This is a genomic window from Sphingobium sp. GW821-FHT02B05 (assembly GCF_059421905.1).
On record NZ_JBWKVW010000001.1, the window covers coordinates 956,111 to 972,819 of the forward strand.

14 protein-coding genes and 1 pseudogene are annotated in these 16,709 nt (G+C 62.8%); 10 read left to right on the forward strand and 5 right to left on the reverse strand.

Going from position 1 to position 16,709, the window contains the following annotated elements:
* Positions 1-11: 11 nt before the first annotated feature.
* A complete protein-coding gene (locus AC07UX_RS04825) occupies positions 12-1,427 on the reverse strand; it encodes a helix-turn-helix domain-containing protein (protein WP_495190834.1) in 1,416 nt (471 codons plus the stop codon).
* Positions 1,428-1,617: 190 nt separating this feature from the next.
* On the opposite strand from AC07UX_RS04825, the gene AC07UX_RS04830 reads away from it, so the two are divergent.
* The 5 genes from AC07UX_RS04830 (at position 1,618) to AC07UX_RS04850 (ending at position 9,325) form a co-directional block, all read left to right on the forward strand.
* Positions 1,618-3,150: an acyl-CoA carboxylase subunit beta gene (locus AC07UX_RS04830; RefSeq protein WP_495190835.1), complete on the forward strand. Its 1,533-nt coding sequence runs from the start codon at positions 1,618-1,620 to the stop codon at positions 3,148-3,150.
* Between the two features lie 111 nt (positions 3,151-3,261).
* Entirely contained in the window at positions 3,262-3,699 is a 438-nt protein-coding gene (gene mce, locus AC07UX_RS04835) for a methylmalonyl-CoA epimerase (RefSeq protein ID WP_495191792.1), read from the forward strand.
* Positions 3,700-3,804: 105 nt separating this feature from the next.
* The gene (scpA, locus tag AC07UX_RS04840; RefSeq protein ID WP_495190836.1) at positions 3,805-5,958 is read left to right on the forward strand and encodes a methylmalonyl-CoA mutase; all 2,154 of its coding nucleotides are present in this window, start codon (positions 3,805-3,807) and stop codon (positions 5,956-5,958) included.
* Entirely contained in the window at positions 5,959-6,972 is a 1,014-nt protein-coding gene (gene bioB, locus AC07UX_RS04845; protein ID WP_495190837.1) for a biotin synthase BioB, read from the forward strand. It begins immediately after the preceding gene.
* A gap of 352 nt (positions 6,973-7,324) precedes the next feature.
* Positions 7,325-9,325 carry an ATP-binding protein gene (locus AC07UX_RS04850; RefSeq protein WP_495190838.1) on the forward strand — a complete coding sequence of 667 codons (2,001 nt, stop codon included), beginning with the start codon at positions 7,325-7,327 and terminating at the stop codon, positions 9,323-9,325.
* Positions 9,326-9,365: 40 nt separating this feature from the next.
* Here AC07UX_RS04850 and AC07UX_RS04855 read toward each other — a convergent pair whose 3' ends face one another.
* Entirely contained in the window at positions 9,366-9,578 is a 213-nt protein-coding gene (locus tag AC07UX_RS04855; RefSeq protein ID WP_495190839.1) for a hypothetical protein, read from the reverse strand.
* 61 nt (positions 9,579-9,639) lie between these two features.
* On the opposite strand from AC07UX_RS04855, the gene AC07UX_RS04860 reads away from it, so the two are divergent.
* Positions 9,640-10,011 carry a tRNA-binding protein gene (locus tag AC07UX_RS04860; protein ID WP_495190840.1) on the forward strand — a complete coding sequence of 124 codons (372 nt, stop codon included), beginning with the start codon at positions 9,640-9,642 and terminating at the stop codon, positions 10,009-10,011.
* A gap of 133 nt (positions 10,012-10,144) precedes the next feature.
* A pseudogene (locus tag AC07UX_RS04865) lies at positions 10,145-10,401 on the forward strand (MFS transporter); the annotation flags it as partial.
* Between the two features lie 60 nt (positions 10,402-10,461).
* Here the strand turns inward: AC07UX_RS04865 and AC07UX_RS04870 are convergent.
* Positions 10,462-11,634 (reverse strand): acetyl-CoA C-acetyltransferase, encoded by a 1,173-nt coding sequence (locus AC07UX_RS04870; RefSeq protein WP_495190841.1) that lies wholly within the window; start codon positions 11,632-11,634, stop codon positions 10,462-10,464.
* Between the two features lie 47 nt (positions 11,635-11,681).
* Complete coding sequence (locus AC07UX_RS04875) at positions 11,682-12,770, reverse strand: alpha/beta hydrolase (protein ID WP_495190842.1); 1,089 nt, start codon at positions 12,768-12,770, stop codon at positions 11,682-11,684.
* Here AC07UX_RS04875 and phaR point away from each other — a divergent pair.
* The 3 genes from phaR (at position 12,769) to proS (ending at position 15,325) form a co-directional block, all read left to right on the forward strand.
* Complete coding sequence (gene phaR, locus AC07UX_RS04880) at positions 12,769-13,353, forward strand: polyhydroxyalkanoate synthesis repressor PhaR (protein WP_495190843.1); 585 nt, start codon at positions 12,769-12,771, stop codon at positions 13,351-13,353. The genes AC07UX_RS04875 and phaR overlap by 2 nt on opposite strands.
* A 4-nt stretch (positions 13,354-13,357) precedes the next feature.
* On the forward strand, positions 13,358-13,699 hold the full coding sequence (locus AC07UX_RS04885; RefSeq protein WP_495190844.1) for a hypothetical protein: 342 nt from the start codon (positions 13,358-13,360) through the stop codon (positions 13,697-13,699).
* Positions 13,700-13,798: 99 nt separating this feature from the next.
* On the forward strand, positions 13,799-15,325 hold the full coding sequence (gene proS, locus AC07UX_RS04890; protein ID WP_495190845.1) for a proline--tRNA ligase: 1,527 nt from the start codon (positions 13,799-13,801) through the stop codon (positions 15,323-15,325).
* Positions 15,326-15,405: 80 nt separating this feature from the next.
* Here the strand turns inward: proS and hslU are convergent, their stop codons facing one another.
* The gene (gene hslU, locus AC07UX_RS04895; protein ID WP_495190846.1) at positions 15,406-16,707 is read right to left on the reverse strand and encodes an ATP-dependent protease ATPase subunit HslU; all 1,302 of its coding nucleotides are present in this window, start codon (positions 16,705-16,707) and stop codon (positions 15,406-15,408) included.
* Positions 16,708-16,709 lie beyond the last annotated feature (2 nt).

A 16,709-nucleotide genomic window follows, 5' to 3' on the forward strand; every position in this document is an offset into this window, starting at 1 on the left:
CCCAATGGGAGCTAGCCGATCCAATAAGGCACGATCTGGCGATTGTCCGGGTCGACATGGATGGGACGGTCGGCGGGGGGAAAGGCGCGCTGGTCGCAACTTTGCCGAGGACAGAGGCGACAGGTGATGCCGATCGGCGTCGCCGCGCCTTCCTCGGCCAGATGGAGCCCATCGGCATAGACGAAGTTGGCGGCATGGGCGACTTCGCAACCCAGCACCACGGCGTAACGGCGTGGGGTGCGCTTGTAACTGCCCGATGGCTTCACCAGCCCCTTGGCCATCGAGACATAGCGCACGCCGTCCGGCGTCTCGCCGAGCTGCACGTTGATGCGGTCGGGGACGGCGACCGCCTCATGCACGTTCCAGAGCGGGCAGGCGCCGCCAAAACGGGCAAATTGCAGGCGGGTGGCGCTGTGGCGCTTGGTGATGTTGCCTGCCATGTCGACACGGCAGAAAAAGAAGGGGATGCCGCGCAGGCCGGGACGTTGCAGCGTGGAAAGGCGATGGCAGGCCTGCTCGAAACTGACGCCGAATGTGCGGGCGATCCGGTCGATATCGTGGCGCATGGTGCGGGCGGCTTCGCGGAAAGCGGCATAGGGCAATAGCAGCGCGCCGGCAGCATAATTGCCAAGGCCGATCGCCAGCAACCGGTCGGCGCCGGGGACGGGCAGGGCGGCTTTCTTGACCACATCGGCGATCACCGCCTGCCCTTCCAGCATCATCAATTGATGGGCGAGCATGAACTTGCGGCTCTCGGTCGGCAGGGCCGCGTTGATGAACAGCTTGCGTTCCGTGGCGCGATAGGCCCGCAGCGCGCTGTCAGGCGTGTCGGCAATCAACGTCTCGATGCCATGGCGGCGGGCCAGCGCCTCCACCAGCATGCCTTCGTCCAGCACCTGGCCCTGGGTGAAGCTTTCCGCCATCTCCTCGGCCAGGCAGTCGAGCGCATGGACATAATTGCCCGATTCATGGAACCAGTCGCGCGCCGCTTCCCATGGCAGGCGGGCCTGCACTTCATGATCGTTGGCGATCGCCTCCTCGATCATGTTGATGCGTTCGTTGGCGCGCATATGCGCATTATAGAGATCGACATAGCGCGCCGCGAATTCGGGAAATTGCAGATGCAGCTTCTCGATCCGCTCCGGCTCCATCTGTGTGCCCGGCAGTTCGGGATGGCCCAGCGCATAGGTGAAGGCGCCCAGAAGCTGCTCCTCCTCCCGACTGTCGAAACTGGCCCAGTCGGTCGGAAAGGCGCTGGCGAGCGCGGCCTTGACCTTGGCGGTCAGGGGACGATCGTCATTTTCCATCTGCGAAAGATAGGATACGGATATGCCCAGTGCCTGTGCCATCGTCGCCTGGTCCATTCGATGGTCCAGACGAAGCTGGCGCAGGCGAGGACCTGCGAAGATGCGGTTGCCGCGTGCCATATTGTCTTCCCTGCCTGCGGTTCGATTGCCGCACCCCGGCCTTCGCCGGGGTGCGGATCTGCGCCAAACTCCGTTCCTAATTTGCGAAGTCGCGATTTGCAAATTAGCAAATTTACATTTGCGAACTGGGTGGCGGGCTGGGTAGGGGAAGGGCAAGGCGGCCGCTGCCGCACATGGGAGAGATGTAGGAATGTCGAAGCTCGCCATCATCGAACAGCTGGAAGCCAAGCGGGAGGCTGCGCGCCTTGGTGGCGGACAGCGGCGGATCGACGCCCAGCATGGCAAGGGCAAGCTGACGGCGCGGGAGCGGCTGGACGTGCTGCTGGACGAGGACAGCTTTGAAGAGCTGGACATGTATGTCGAGCATAATTGCGTCGATTTCGGGATGGACGACCAACATATTCCCGGCGATGGGGTGGTGACCGGATCGGGCACCATCAACGGCCGGCTGGTGTTCGTGTTCAGCCAGGATTTCACCGTCTATGGCGGCGCGGTGTCGGAACGGCACGCGATGAAGATCTGCAAGATCATGGACATGGCGCTGAAGGTCGGCGCCCCGGTGATCGGCCTCAATGACAGCGGCGGCGCACGCATTCAGGAGGGCGTGGCGTCGCTTGCGGGCTATGCGGAGATTTTCCAGCGCAATGTGCTGGCGTCGGGCGTGGTGCCGCAGATCAGCGTCATCATGGGGCCGTGCGCGGGCGGCGCGGTCTATTCGCCCGCCATGACCGACTTCATCTTCATGGTGAAGGACAGCAGCTTCATGTTCGTGACCGGGCCGGATGTGGTCAAGACGGTGACGAACGAAGTCGTCACGCAGGAGGAACTGGGCGGCGCGGTGACGCACACGACCAAGTCGGGCGTGGCCGACGTGGCGTTCGAGAATGATATAGAGGCATTGCTGGCGACCCGCGATTTCGTGGACTTCCTGCCTGCATCCAACAAGGAGCCGGTGCCCGAACGGCCGAGCGCGGACCCGTGGGACCGGATCGAGCCGAGTCTGGACACGCTGATCCCGGCCAATGCCAACCAGCCCTATGACATGCACGAACTGATCCGCAAGGTGGTGGACGAGGGCGATTTCTTTGAGGTCCAGCCCGCGCACGCCGGCAACATCCTGTGCGGGTTCGGCCGGGTCGAGGGCAAGACGGTGGGCATCATCGCCAACCAGCCGATGGTGCTGGCGGGCGTGCTGGACATCAATTCGTCCAAGAAGGCAGGTCGTTTCGTGCGCTTTTGCGATGCGTTCGAGATACCGATCGTGACCTTCGTGGACGTGCCGGGCTTCCTGCCGGGGACGGCACAGGAACATAGCGGCATCATCAAGCATGGCGCCAAGCTGCTCTTCGCCTATGCCGAGGCGACCGTGCCGAAAATCACCGTCATCACGCGCAAGGCCTATGGCGGGGCCTATGACGTCATGTCGTCAAAGCATCTGCGCGGCGATCTGAACTATGCCTGGCCGACGGCGGAAATCGCGGTGATGGGCGCGAAGGGCGCGGTGGAGATCATCTTTCGTGGGCGCACGGCGGACGAGATCGCCGAAAAGACCAAGGAATATGAGGACCGCTTCGCCAATCCGTTCGTCGCGGCGAGCAAGGGCTTCATCGACGAGGTGATCCAGCCGCACTCCACGCGGCGCCGGATCGCGCTGGGGCTGCGCAAGCTCAAGAACAAGGCGTTGGAAAACCCGTGGAAGAAACATGACAATATTCCGCTCTAAATAACGTCATCCCCGCGAAAGCGGGGACCCATCTCCTGACGTTGTATCTTGGGGATGGGGTGAGAGATGGGTTCCCGCTTACGCGGGAATGACGAAGATGGGATTGATGTGATGAAACTCGGGCGTCTCAACCATATCGGCATCGCGACGCCTTCGATGGAGGCGAGCCTGGCCTATTATCGCGACGTCATGGGCGCGACGATCGCGCACGAACCGTTCGACCTGCCGGCGCAGGGCGTGAGGGTGTGTTTTGTCGACACGCCGGGTGAGGGAGGCACGGCGGGGACGCAGATCGAACTGATCGAGCCCCTGGGCGAGAACAGCCCGATCCACGGCTTCATCGCCAGGAACCCGGCCGGCGGGCAGCACCATATGTGCTACGAAGTGGCCGATATTCACGCAGCCAAGGCGTGGTTCGAGGGGTTGGGCAAAAAGGTGCTGGGTGAGCCGCGCATCGGTGCGCACGGCACCCCGATCTTCTTCGTGCACCCTAAGTATATGAACGGGGTGCTGACCGAGATCATGGAAACGCCGAAGGGCGCGCATTGATTTGATATAAACCCGTTCGGTTCGAGCTTGTCGAGAACCAGGCTTGGCACGTTGTTCTCGACAAGTTCGAACCGAACGGATGTTGGTATAGGAACTGGGATTAGCATGACCGAGAAGCCAACGCTGGACCAGTGGGCCGCCGCTGCCGCCAAGGAAGTGAAGGGCAAGGATTTGAACTGGAATACCCCCGAAGGTATTCAGGTAAAGCCGCTCTATACCGCCGAGGATGTGACGGTCGATCCGGGCCTCCCCGGTTTCGCGCCGTTCACGCGCGGGGTGCGTGCGTCCATGTATGCCGGGCGCCCCTGGACCGTGCGCCAATATGCGGGCTTCTCGACAGCCGAGGAATCCAACGCCTTTTATCGCCGCAATCTGGCCGCCGGGCAGAAGGGCCTGAGCGTCGCCTTCGACCTTGCCACCCATCGCGGTTATGACAGCGACCATCCGCGCGTCACCGGCGACGTCGGCAAGGCCGGGGTGGCGATCGACACGATCGAGGATATGAAGATCCTGTTCGACGGTATCCCGCTCGACAAGATGTCGGTCAGCATGACGATGAACGGGGCGATCATTCCCGTGCTGGCCTTCTTCATCGTCGCGGGCGAGGAACAGGGGGTCGATCGCAAGCTGCTCGACGGAACGGTCCAGAACGACATCCTCAAGGAGTTCATGGTCCGCAACACCTATATCTATCCGCCCGAACCCAGCATGCGGATCATCAGCGACATTTTCGGCTATACATCGCGCGAGATGCCCAAGTTCAACAGCATCTCCATTTCCGGCTATCATATGCAGGAAGCCGGCGCGACGCAGGTGCAGGAGCTGGCCTTCACCATCGCCGACGGCATAGAATATGCGCGCTATGGCATGGCGAGCGGGCTGGATATCGACAATTTCGCCGGACGGTTGAGCTTCTTCTTCGCGATCGGCATGAATTTCTTCATGGAGATCGCCAAGCTACGTGCCGCCCGGGTGCTATGGCACCGCGCCATGACCAAGCTGGGCGCACAAAGCGAGCGCAGCAAGATGCTGCGCACCCATTGCCAGACCAGCGGCGTGTCGCTGACCGAGCAAGACCCCTATAACAATGTCATGCGCACGACGATCGAGGCGATGGCGGCGATGCTGGGCGGCACCCAGTCGCTGCACACCAATGCGCTGGACGAGGCGATCGCGCTGCCGACGGACTTTTCCGCTCGCATCGCGCGCAATACCCAGATCGTGATCCAGGAAGAGACGGGCATGTGCAACGTCGTCGATCCGCTGGGTGGCAGCTATTATGTCGAGGCGCTGACCCAACAACTGGTCGACGCCGCGCAGGAGATTATCGACCGGGTGGAAAGCGAAGGCGGCATGGCGAAGGCCGTGGCGGCCGGCTGGCCCAAGGCGATGATCGAAACGGCGGCGGCGGCGCGGCAGGCGCGCGTCGATCGCGCCGAGGACGTGATCGTGGGCGTGAACAAATATCGGCTCGCCACCGAGGACCTGCTCGAAACGCTCGAAGTCGATAATGCGAAAGTGCGCGAAGGTCAGATCGCGCGCATCGCGAAGGTGAAGGCGGAGCGCGACGAGGATGCCTGCCAGGCTGCTTTGCAGGCTCTGCGCGACGCGGCCGCCGCGCCGCAGTCGATCGAGACGAACCTTCTGGCCCATGCGGTTGAAGCGGCCCGCGCCCGCGCGACGCTGGGTGAAATCTCCTCTGCCATGGAGGATAGTTTCCAACGCTATGGCACGCAGCCGACGCCGGTGAAGGGCGTCTATGCGGCCCCCTATGCCGGCGACAGCCGCTGGCAACAGGTTCTCGACGGCGTGCAGGCCGTCGAACGGCGCCTCGGTCGCAAACCCAAATTGCTCGTTGCAAAAATGGGACAGGATGGACACGACCGGGGCGCCAACGTCATCGCATCGGCCTTTGGCGATCTGGGCTTCGACGTCGTGTCCGGCCCGTTGTTCCAGACGCCGGAGGAAACGGTGGTGCTGGCGCTGGATAGCGGCGTGGATGTGATCGGCGCATCCAGCCTGGCGGCGGGGCACAAGACGCTGATCCCCGAACTCATCAACCGGCTGCGGGAGCAGGGGCGCACCGACATCAAGGTGATCGCTGGCGGCGTCATCCCGCCGCAGGACTATGACTATCTTCGTGACGCCGGAGTTCAGGGCATTTATGGGCCGGGTTCCAACGTCGTGGAGTGCGCGGCCGACGTGCTGCGCCTCCTCGGTCACAACATGCCCCCCGCGGGGCTAGAGGAAGCTGCGTAAATGACGACCCCATCCACCCTGACCGCCCGCAACGACTGGACGCGCGAGGACATCGCAGCGTTGTTCGACCTGCCGTTCGGCGATCTCATGTTCGAGGCGCAGTCGATCCACCGTGCGAACTTCCCGCGCAACCAGGTGCAGCTGTCCACCCTGTTGTCGATCAAGACCGGCGGCTGCCCGGAAGATTGCGGCTATTGCAACCAGTCGGCCTCGGCGGAGAGCGGCCTCAAGGCCGAAAAGCTGATGAGCGTGCAGGCGGTGATGCAGGCGGCGGCGCAGGCGAAGGATGCCGGCTCCTCGCGCTTCTGCATGGGCGCGGCCTGGCGCAATCCCAAGGAGCGCGACATGCCCGCCATCGTCCAGATGGTGAAGGGCGTGCGCCAGATGGGCATGGAAACCTGCATGACGCTGGGCATGCTGGACGAGAAGCAGGCCAAGACCCTGGCCGATGCGGGCCTTGATTATTACAACCATAATATCGACACCTCGCCCGAACATTATGAGAAGGTCATCACCACCCGGACCTTCGACGATCGCCTGGAAACGCTGGAAAATGTCCGCAATTCGGGCATCAACGTGTGCAGCGGCGGGATCGTGGGCATGGGAGAGACGCGCGCCGATCGCGTCGGCTTCCTGCACGCGCTGGCCGTGCTGCCGCAGCATCCGCAAAGTGTGCCGATCAACGCGCTGGTGCCGGTCAAGGGCACGGTGCTGGGCGATATGCTGGCCGACACGCCGCTCGCCAAGATCGACGAGATCGAGTTCGTGCGGACCGTCGCGGTCGCGCGGATCGTGATGCCCGAAAGCATGGTGCGCCTGAGCGCGGGGCGCGAGAGCATGTCGGACAGCTGCCAGGCGCTCTGCTTCATGGCGGGCGCGAACAGCATCTTCACCGGCGACAAGCTGCTGACCACGGCGAATGCGGGCGACAATGCGGACGCGGCGCTGTTCGCCAAACTGGGCGTCGTGCCGATGCAGGCGGAAGTAAAGGTCGAGATGGAAGCGGCGGAGTGAGCAAATCGGCTTCGCTTATTTTGGTGATCACCGGATGTATGGCGGCGACGGCCTACGGCTATTATAGGCTGTCGTTGCCAAATTGTTCTAATGCACCCGCCGCTTGCGAAGCTGCCCGCGCGAACACCATGAGCCTTTTCTACGTCATGACGCCGATCCTATGGATTATTGCATTATCGACATGGCGGAAAAATTCAAAAGGCAAGTAGCTCGCGCTCATTAGCCCCGTTTCAACGACCCGTTTGCGTCGTCGAAATATCGAACGGCTAATCTTCTCGTTGAGGGGGAAGGACGCGGCTTCGACAGGCTCAGCCCGAACGGCTGATAGGATAGGACTGGAACAGGGAATAATATGGCAATCACCAAGATCCTGATCGCGAACCGTGGCGAAATTGCGTGTCGTGTCATGCGCACGGCCAAGAAGATGGGCATAAAGACCGTCGCGGTCTATTCCGATGCCGACGCCCGCGCGCCGCATGTCATGATGGCCGACGAGGCCGTGCATATCGGCCCGTCGCCCGCCGCCCAATCCTATCTGATCGCCGACAAGATCATCGAAGCCTGCAAGCAGACCGGCGCCGACGCGGTGCATCCCGGCTATGGCTTCCTCTCCGAGCGCGAGAGCTTCCGCAAGGCGCTGGACGCGGAGGGCATCATCTTCGTCGGGCCTCCGGCCAACGCGATCGCGGCGATGGGGGACAAGATCGAGTCCAAGAAACTGGCGCTGGAAGCCGGCGTCAATGTCGTCCCCGGCTTCGTTGGCGTCATTGACGACACCGAACATGCCGTCCGTATCTCGAACGAGATCGGCTATCCGGTGATGATGAAGGCGTCGGCGGGCGGCGGCGGCAAGGGGATGCGGCTGGCCTATAGCGAGCAGGATGTCCGCGAAGGCTTCGAAGCCACCAAACGCGAGGGGCTGAACAGCTTCGGCGACGACCGCGTCTTCATCGAGAAGTTCATCGAAAGCCCGCGCCATATCGAAATTCAGGTGCTGGGCGACCAGCATGGCAATATCGTTTATCTGAACGAGCGCGAATGTTCGATCCAGCGCCGCCACCAGAAGGTGGTCGAGGAAGCCCCGTCGCCCTTCGTGTCGCCGGAAATGCGCAAGAAGATGGGCGAGCAATGCGTCGCGCTCGCCCGCGCGGTCGGCTATTTCAGCGCCGGCACGGTCGAACTGATCGTCAGCGGCGAGGACAAGACCGGGGACGGCTTCTACTTCCTGGAAATGAACACCCGCTTGCAGGTCGAACATCCCGTCACCGAGGAAATCACCGGCGTCGATCTGGTGGAACAGATGATCCGCGTGGCCAATGGCGAAACGCTGAGCTTTGGTCAGGCGGATGTGAAGATCAACGGCTGGGCCATCGAGAACCGCGTCTATGCCGAAGACCCGTATCGCGGTTTCCTGCCGTCCACCGGCCGCCTGATCCGCTATAATCCGCCCGAAACGGGTACGGATGAAAGCGGCGCGCTGATCCGGGTGGATGACGGCGTGGAAGAGGGCGGCGAAGTCTCCATGTTCTACGACCCGATGATCGCCAAACTCATCACCTGGGCGCCGACCCGACTGGAGGCGATCGACAAGCAAATCGAAGCGCTCGACCAGTTCGAGATCGAGGGGCCGGGGCATAATATCGATTTCGTCTCGGCGCTGATGCAGCATGAGCGCTTCCGTTCGGGCAATATCACCACCGGCTTTATCGCCGAGGAATATCCGGACGGGTTCCACGGGGCCCCGGCCTCGCCCGACCTGCTGGTGCGACTGTCTGCGATCGGCGCCTTCGCCGCCATGGCGCAAGCCGACCGGGCTCGCCGGATCGACGGACAATTGGGCAAGCGCCTCGCGCCGCCGACCGGCTGGCAGGTCAGGATCGGTGATGCCGTCCATGATGTGGAGATTGACGGCGACGAAGTCACGGTGGATGGCGAAGCGATCGACATGGCACTGGAATATACGCCCGGCGACCGGCTGATCGAGGCGGAGTTTGGCGAGGAATATCTGGCGGTACGGATCGCGCCGGTGCGGTCGGGCTTCGTGCTGACCGCGCGAGGGGCGAGCCACCGGCTGCGCGTCCTGCCCGCCCATGCCGCGCCGCACGCGCAGCATATGATCGAAAAGATCCCGCCGGACCTGTCGCGCTACCTTATCTGCCCGATGCCGGGGCTGCTGGTGGCGCTGCATGTGGCGGAAGGCGACAAGGTCGAGGCTGGCCAGCCGTTGGCGGTGATCGAAGCGATGAAGATGGAAAATATCCTGCGCGCGCAAAAAGCGGGCGTGGTGAAGAGCGTGTCGGCGGCGCAGGGCGAAAGCCTGCCGGTGGACGCCATCATCCTGGAAATGGAATAATCGCCTTATTGCGAAATTCTCGCGATGATCTTGCTTCTCCCTATTCCGCCGGCCTGGTGGGATAGGGAAAGTGAGGTGGGTTGGTGCAAAGCATGGCTGCGCCATCGGCCGCCATCATCGCCGCCGCCTGCACCAGCGCCACAGGCGGCGGCACACGCCGGTAAATGCGCTCGAATTGGCCGATCCGGCGGTCTGCCCCGCGATCCTCGAACGCCTGACCCCGCCATGCCGCGCGCGATTGCAGGATGGCCATGTGGACTTTCGGACGGCAGCCTGGATATGGTCGGCACGCCATCCATATTGAAGGGCGCCCGATGCACCTGACCCATGATCCCGCAGCGCCGGCAAGCGACATGATCGGCTTCGACGATTTCCTGAAGGTCGATATCAGGATCGGCACGATCCTGTCGGCCGAACCTTTTCCGGAGGCGCGCAAGCCGGCCTATAAGCTGCTCATAGATTTCGGCCCGGCAATCGGCCAGAAGCGATCGAGCGCGCAGATTACCGAAAATCATGCCCTGGAAGAATTGCGGGGGCGTCAGGTCGCCGCCGTCGTCAATTTCCCCCCGCGCCAGATCGGCAAGTTCATGTCGCAGGTTTTGACGTTGGGCTTTGCCGACGAAGCCGGCGCGGTCATGTTGTTCGCCCCGGACAGGCCAGTGCCCAACGGATCGCGGCTCTTCTGACGCGCCGGTCTGTCCTATTGCGCTGCATCCTGCGATGATGGCGCCATGGGACGACCGGCATGATGGAAATAAGATTTCCTACTTCCGCATGATAATGTCACGATTGGCGGGAAATGTGCGAAGTTAAGGGGGCGGGATGAGCTATGGGCCAATCGACGCTTTTCTTTCGGAATATTTTCCGGCACGGATACGCTATCGTTCGCTGTCCATGCCCTATCATGTCGGCACTGGCAATTTCGGCGGTCTCCTGCCGCTGGTCAGCCAATATGTCGTGGCGCGGACGGCAATCCCTATGCGGGCCTGTGGTACATGCTGGCGATCGTGGCGCTGGCGCTGGTGACATGCCTTATCGCTCTAACGGAAACCAGGGATCGGTCGCTGCACGCCTGACAGACATGAAAAAGCCGCCAATCTTTCGACCGGCGGCTCATGTCCATTCTCAGCTGGCGATCAGCGTTCGATGCACATGGCGACGCCCATGCCGCCCCCGATGCAAAGCGTGGCGAGGCCCTTCTTGGCGTCGCGCTTGGCCATTTCGTAGAGCAGGGTCGTCAGCACGCGCGCGCCCGACGCGCCGATCGGGTGGCCGATGGCGATCGCGCCGCCATTGACGTTCAGCTTTTCGGGATCGAAGCCCAGTTCCTTGCCCACGGCCAGCGCCTGCGCGGCAAAGGCTTCATTGGCTTCGATCAGGTCGAGATCGGCGATCGACCAGCCGGCCTTTGCCAGCGCCTTGCGGCTGGCCGGCGCGGGGCCGATGCCCATGATCGAGGGATCGACGCCGCAGGTCGCAAAGCCGGCGATGCGGCCAAGGATGGTGGCGCCGCGCTTGGCAGCGGCATCGGCGGTCATCAGTACCAGCGCAGCTGCGCCGTCGTTGAGGCCGCTGGCGTTGGCGGCGGTGACAGTGCCGTCCTTCTTGAAGGCGGGCTTGAGCTTTTCCATCGCTTCGATCGTGGCGCCGACACGGATATATTCGTCCTGATCGATGATCGTGTCGCCCTTGCGCCCCGTGATCGTCACCGGCACGATTTCGTCGGCGAAGCGTCCCGATGCGCGCGCGGCTTCGGCCTTGTTCTGGCTGGCGACGGCGAAAATGTCCTGGGCTTCGCGGCTGATCTGATACTTTTCCGCCAGATTTTCTGCGGTGATGCCCATGTGGTAATTGTTGAAGGCGTCGGTCAGGCCGTCATGGATCATCGTATCGATCAGCGTGACCGGCCCCATCTTGGCACCGGCGCGCAGATATTGCGCGTGCGGGGCGAGCGACATGCTTTCCTGGCCGCCCGCAACCATGATGCCGGCATCACCGGCGCGGATCGCCTGCGCCGCAAGCGCCACGGCGCGCAGGCCGGAACCGCAAAGCTGGTTGAGGCCGATCGCCGTCCGCTCCACCGGAATGCCGGCATTGACCGCTGCCTGACGCGCGGGGTTTTGACCCTGCCCGGCGGCAAGCACCTGACCCAGAATCACCTCGTCCACCTCCTCCGGTGCGACGCCGCCCTGCGCGAGCGCGGCGATGATCGCCTGACGGCCCAGTTCATGCGCAGGGGTCGAACCGAAAGCGCCCATGAAGCTACCGACAGGCGTACGCTTGGCGGCGGTAATGACGATGTCTGACAAAGCCTGATCCTCAATTCCAGTGGTTGTTTTCGCAGGCGCACATAGCATCAACCACCATGGCTGGAAAGCCAAAGGGACAGCGGTTCCCACAGCATTTGGCGCGCGTGGCCACCCACCACCATGCCGACATGGCCCAATGAGAAATGTTGTTCTTCGCGAAAGCGAGGGCCGGCGGCGGCCGGCACGATCCGGTCGGTCGTGGAGACGATCGACAGGGTCGGGCAGGGGAGCGCGGCGGGATCGACGATCTGCCCGCGGACGCGCCAGCGCCCTGTACCACTCACATTATCGGCATAGAAAGTTTCGAACAGGTCGCGCCCGGCCGCGACGGTCAGGGGCGCGCCGCCATTGGCCCAATCCTCGACCGCAAGGAAGGCGCGTTCTGCGTCCGATCCCGGCTCTGCATCGGCAAAGGCGGCATATTTGCGGATGGTGCGCACAGGGTCCATCGCCCAGAAACCCGATTGCAACACCTCCATCGGCACATAACCGATCCGCTCGCACATTGGCTTTGCGCCGCACCACAGGCCTGCGATCAGATCGAGGTCGGCAGGCAGGAAGGCATCGAAATGCCAGGGCGCTGCAATCGTCGCGACGGCCTGCAACGGGCGCAATGCGGCGGCACCGATCGCCAATGTGCCGCCCAGGCAATAGCCAACCAGAACAGGCGGGCGGTCCAGGGCCGCAAGCAGGGGAAGAAGCCGTTCCGTCACATGACCGTCCAGACCGAGCGTCGCATCCTGCGCAGATGGCATGCCCCAGTCCACAAGATAGGCATCATGCCCTGCTGCACTCATATGCCGCAGCAAGGATCGACTTTCCGACAGATCGAGCACCTGCGGCGAATTGATGAGCGAGGGTATGAAAACCACAGGATTACGGTCGTTTACCGCGCCATATTGCAATAGACGGGCCGACCCGGCGGTTGCCACGCAGCGGGCGGGCGTCCGGGCAGGTGGACGCACTGCATCCTGATATTTGCGCAAGCCCTGGAAGGCTCGACGCCGAAGGTCCGGATCATTCTCCGTTTCGCGCCATAAAATATTGAGAAAAAGGGGTAAAGGCCGAGGCCCATGTTGCGGTGCGGCATCGGTCCGTGCTAATGCGAGATGGTCAGGTGTGGGAGAGGAATCCATGGCCAAGTCCAAGACCGTCAATGAATCAGAACCGGTCGTCATCAAGAAGTACGCCAACAGGCGGCTCTATAATACCGAAACTTCGAGTTATATTACGCTGGACCTTCTATCGCAGATGACGCGCGAGGGACGCGAATTCGTGGTCGTGGACGCCAAGACCGGCGAGGACATCACCCACAACGTCCTGACCCAGATCATCATGGAAGAGGAACAGCGTGGCAAGAACATGCTGCCCGTCAATTTCCTGCGCCAGTTGATCGCCATGTATGGCGATTCCATGCAATCGATGGTGCCGCAATATCTGGAAGCGTCGATGGACGCCTTCCGCAAGAACCAGCAGCAGTTTCAGGAAGCCATGAAGGGCGCATTCGGCGGCGGTCCTCTGGCCGACATCGCCAAGCGCAACCTGCAAATGTTCGAGGCGGCGGCCAGCGCTTTCGGCAACGGCGTACCGGGCATTCCGGGCATGACGCCCCCAGCGGGGCCGACGCAGTCCGCCACGGAAGGCAGCAAGGATGAGGAGATCAGCGACCTCAAGGCCCAGTTGGCGGCGCTCAATGCCAAGATCGACAAGCTGACCTGAAACGATGGCCAAGGCGGATCGACTGGAGCGGCTCGACGTCCGCCGGACTGAAGTGGAATCGGAGTATCGCGATGCGCTGATCGCGGCACTGCGCGTCACGGCGGCGGGGCGCTGGGGGCTGTTCGACCATCAAAAGGACAAGGCGGCCCGCGCCCGGACTGCGCCGGTGATCGCGGCGCTGGAGGAACTGGCCGACGAGATCGGCGCCATGCGCGACACGCTGGGGCTGGAGCCTTTTTCGTTGCATCAGGATTTCATGGCGGTGCGCGGTCCGGCCGCTGCCGATGCCGTTGGCGAACCCAAGCAGGCGAAGGCCTGGCTGGAGCGGCTGGGCGCGGACGCCTGAACCCATCATCATTGCGCCCCTGCGGGGGTCGACAGACATGGCGCGTCTGGCCTATGGCGCGCCATTCTTCTTTCCGTTTCTAGCCAAGGTTCGCACGCCGTGAAGCACGCCCTCAATGTCACCCGCGAAAAGGATTTCGCCGCCTGGTATCAGGCGGTCATCACTGAGGCCGACATGGCCGAGGAAAGCGGCGTGCGCGGCTGCATGGTCATCCGTCCGTGGGGCTATGGCATCTGGGAGCGCATCCAGACCCTGCTCGACGCGCGGATCAAGCAGACGGGGCATGAAAACTGCTATTTCCCACTGTTCATCCCCTTGAGCTATTTCGAGAAGGAAGCCGAGCATGTCGATGGCTTCGCCAAGGAAATGGCGGTCGTTACCCACCATCGCCTGATCCAGAAGGACGGCAAGATGGTGCCGGACCCCGAAGCGAAGCTGGAAGAGCCGCTGGTCGTGCGGCCGACATCGGAAACCGTGATCGGCGCAGCGTTCAGCCGCTGGGTGCAGAGCTGGCGCGATCTGCCGGTTCTGATCAACCAGTGGGCCAACGTGGTGCGTTGGGAAATGCGCACGCGCATGTTCCTGCGTACCAGCGAGTTCCTCTGGCAGGAAGGCCATACCGCGCACGCCACCGTCGATGAGGCGATGGAAGAGACGATGAAGATGCTCGAAGTCTATCGCAGCTTCGCCGAGGAATGTGTCGGCCTGCCGGTTGTCGCAGGCGAGAAGCCGGAGAATGAGCGCTTCCCCGGCGCGGTCGCGACTTATTCGATCGAGGCGATGATGCAGGACGGCAAGGCATTGCAGGCCGGCACCTCGCATTTCCTCGGCACCACCTTCAGCCAGGCGCAGAACATCAAGTTCCAGAATGCCGAAGGGCAGCAGGAGTTGGCCCAGACCACCAGCTGGGGCATGTCGACCCGGATGATCGGCGGCCTGATCATGGTCCATGGCGACGATGACGGGTTGCGTGTGCCGCCGCGCGTCGCGCCCTATCAGATCGTGGTCGTGCCGATGCTGCGCGACAATGACGAAGACGCCGCGATCGTCGATTATTGCACCGATCTGGTCAACCAGCTGAACGGGCTGGATGTGTTTCGCGAACCGGTGCGCGCGCTGCTCGACAAGCGCCCGTCCAAGGCGGCCACCAAGCGCTGGGGCTGGGTCAAGAAGGGTGCGCCGATCGTCATCGAGGTTGGCGGCCGTGACGTCGCCGGCGGCAATGTCTCTGTCATCCGCCGCGACCGGCTTTATCGCGAAGACGGCAAGCTCGACAGCCAGATCGTTGCCAAGGGCGATTTCGTGGCGCAGGCGACCGCGATGCTGGACGATATCCAGTCGTCTTTGTTCACGGATGCCAAGGCGCGGCTGGACGGCAGCATCGACAAGTCGATAAGCGACCTCGATGCGCTCAAGGCTTATTTCAAGGCCAGCAAGACCCCCGGCTGGGCACTGGTCCAGTGGGCCAAGCCGACCGGCGAGGCACTGGACAAGGTGGTGCAATGGCTGAAGGGCGAGAAGCTGACTTTGCGCAACGTGCCGACCGACGCGGAAGCGGCGGATGGCCTGTGCATCTTCACCGGCGACAAAGCCGTTGAGCGGGTGCTGGTCGGTCGCTCCTATTAAACCGGTCTGTTCCCCGGCACAGGCCGGGGGCCAGTCGAAACGGCAGAACTGGACCCCGGCCAGCGCCGGGGAAAAGTCAGTTACAGCACATATTTGCTCAAGTCGGTGTCATGGGCCACCGCCGACAATTGCTTGTCGACATAGGCCCGGTCGATCACCAGCGTTTCACCGCGGCGATCCTCCGCCTCGAAGCTGACATCCTCCAGCAGCTTTTCCATCACCGTCTGGAGGCGGCGAGCGCCGATATTCTCGATCTCGCTGTTCACGTCGGCGGCGATCTTTGCCACGGCGCGGATGCCTTCGGGCGTCAGGTCGATCGTCACCTCCTCCGTCGCCAGCAGGGCGCGATATTGCGCAACAAGGCTGGCCTTCGTGTCGGAGAGGATCGCGACGAAATCTTCCTCCGTCAGCGCCTTCAGCTCGACCCGGATCGGCAGGCGGCCCTGTAGTTCGGGCAACAGGTCGCTGGGCTTGGCCACATGGAAGGCGCCGGACGCGATGAACAGGATATGGTCGGTCTTGAGCGGGCCATATTTGGTCGACACGGTCGTACCCTCGATCAGCGGCAGCAGGTCGCGCTGCACGCCTTCGCGGCTGACGGAACCGCCACGCACGTCGCTGACCGCGATCTTGTCGATCTCGTCCAGGAAGACGATGCCATTCTGCTCCGCGCTGGTGATCGCGACGCGGGCGACGTCATCCTGATCGAGCCGCTTGTCCTGCTCCTCTTCGACCAGCTTGTCCCAGGCTTCGGCGACGCGCATCTTGCGACGCTTCTTCTGTTGCTGGCCGAACGCCTTCGACATCATGTCGCTGATGTTGATCATGCCGACCTGACCACCCATGCCGGGTATTTCCATCGGCATGGAGGGGGCATCGGCGACTTCCACCTCGACCTCCACATCGTTCATCTGGTCATTCTCGATCTTCTGGCGGAAGGACAGGCGCGTGGCCTCGCTCGCTTCCTTGCCAGTCAGCGCGTCCAGCAGGCGGGCCATGGCGGCTTCCGAGGCAGCTTCACGCACGGCTTCGCGGCGGCGATCCTTTTCCAGGCGCACGGCCTCTTCCACCAGATCGCGCACGATCTGTTCGACGTCGCGGCCGACATAGCCGACCTCAGTGAATTTGGTCGCCTCGACCTTCACGAAGGGGGCGTCCGCCAACTTGGCGAGGCGCCGGCTGATCTCCGTCTTGCCGCAGCCGGTGGGCCCGATCATCAGGATATTCTTGGGCGTCACCTCGTCGCGCAGATCGGCGGGCAAATGCTGGCGGCGCCAGCGGTTGCGCAAGGCGACAGCGACGGCGCGCTTGGCGTCATGCTGGCCGATGATATGAGCGTCCAGCGCGGCGACGATGGCTTTAGGGGTCAGATTGTCGTTCATAA